General features: G+C 73.0%; 2 protein-coding genes. One reads left to right on the top strand and one right to left on the bottom strand.

The window, feature by feature from the left end; translation table 11 throughout:
- Nucleotides 1–904: PrsW family intramembrane metalloprotease (locus PROKR_RS00685; RefSeq protein ID WP_036958854.1), on the bottom strand; the 904-nt coding region annotated here is incomplete at its 3' end.
- 75 nt (nt 905–979) lie between these two features.
- Here PROKR_RS00685 and PROKR_RS00680 point away from each other — a divergent pair.
- Nucleotides 980–1,440 (top strand): copper homeostasis protein CutC (locus PROKR_RS00680; protein ID WP_036958878.1); only part of this gene is annotated, 461 nt, incomplete at its 3' end.

The following is a 1,440-nucleotide window of genomic DNA, read 5'->3' as shown; positions in this document are numbered from 1 at the left end:
TGGACAGCATGCGCAGGTCGTCGGGCGTGACGATGCCGACCGGCCCGTACAGCGGCAGGTAGTGCTCGATGAGCTGGACGATCCGGCGCCGGTCGCGGGCCAGGATCACGATCAGCACGATCAGCACGACGAACCCGACGAGGTAGGCGAACCCGAGGCCGAGCAGGCCGAACTTCGTGGATCCGTTCCACAGGCTGTGGAGGGCGATCGCGCCGAGCAGCCCGTACAGGGGCGCGGTGCGGCGCAGGCGGCCCGGCCCGGCCAGGGCGGCGACCGCCACGCCGATACCCGTCATGGCGGTGCACAGCGGGTGCAGCAGCGGCGACACGACGGCCCGCAGCACGAACACGTAGCCGAGCTGGTCCGAGTCCAGGGCGTCGATGAAGTACTGCACGTTCTCGGTCGCGGCGAAGCCGAGCCCCACCATCGCGGCGTAGATGACACCGTCGGTGGGCCCGTTCAGCTCCTGCCGCCGCCACCAGAGCATGCCGAACAGGACGGCGCCCTTGAGCAGCTCCTCGACCACGGGGGCACCGAACGTCGCGACGACGTACCAGCCCTCCTCCTCGCCCGTGAGCTCGGTCTCGGTGAGCAGCGACAGTCCGAGCGTGTTGAGGATGCTCGCGAACAGCGCCGCGACGCCCGCGCCCCACAGGAACGCGAAGATCAGCGCGTTGGGCGGTTCCGGCTCCAGGCGGTCCAGCGCGAGCACGAGCGGCAGCCAGACGGCGACCGGCAGCAGCGCCAGCAGCAGCCCGACGACGAACGAGCCCCCGCCCGTCACCGCGTCGAACGCGAGGATCACGAGCAGGCAGATCGACGCGAAGACGATCCCGACGATCACTCCGACAGGGGCACGCCCGGGGGCGCGACCCTGGAGGATCGCGCTGGGATCGATGGCCATGCCATGGGACCCTACCCACTGCGCTCCCGGGACGGCGGGCGAACGGCCGCGCCGCGCCCGGCTACGCTTTCGCACGTGCCCCCACGTGTCGCTCTCGAGCTCGCTGTCCAGGACCCGGCCGGGGCGGTGATCGCAGCCGACGTCGGCGCCCGGCGCGTCGAGCTCTGCTCCGCGCTCGGCGCCACCGGCGGCATCACGCCCAGCGCCGCGCTGCTCGAGGCGGTGATCGACGCCGCGGCCGTGGTGCCGTCGTCGGACAGCGCCCCGATCCTCGAGGTGCACGTGCTGGTGCGCCCGCGGCCGGGCGGGTTCGTCTACTCGTCCGCCGAGCACGAGCTCATGCTCCGCGAGGTGGTGCTCGCGGTCGACGCGGGCGCCGACGGCGTCGTCGTGGGCGCGCTGACGCCGTCCGGCACCGTGGACGTCGCGCGCACGCGCGACCTGGTCTCCGCGGCCGAGGACGCCGAGGTGACCTTCCACCGCGCGCTCGACGTGGTGGCCGACCCGCTCGCGGCGCTGGACGTGCTGGCCGAGCT

It is taken from the genome of Promicromonospora kroppenstedtii DSM 19349 (genome assembly GCF_000515355.1).
In the GTDB taxonomy this organism is placed as follows: domain Bacteria; phylum Actinomycetota; class Actinomycetes; order Actinomycetales; family Cellulomonadaceae; genus Promicromonospora; species Promicromonospora kroppenstedtii.
Note: the sequence above shows the minus strand (reverse complement) of the source record. Positions and strands in the feature narration are given on the sequence as shown.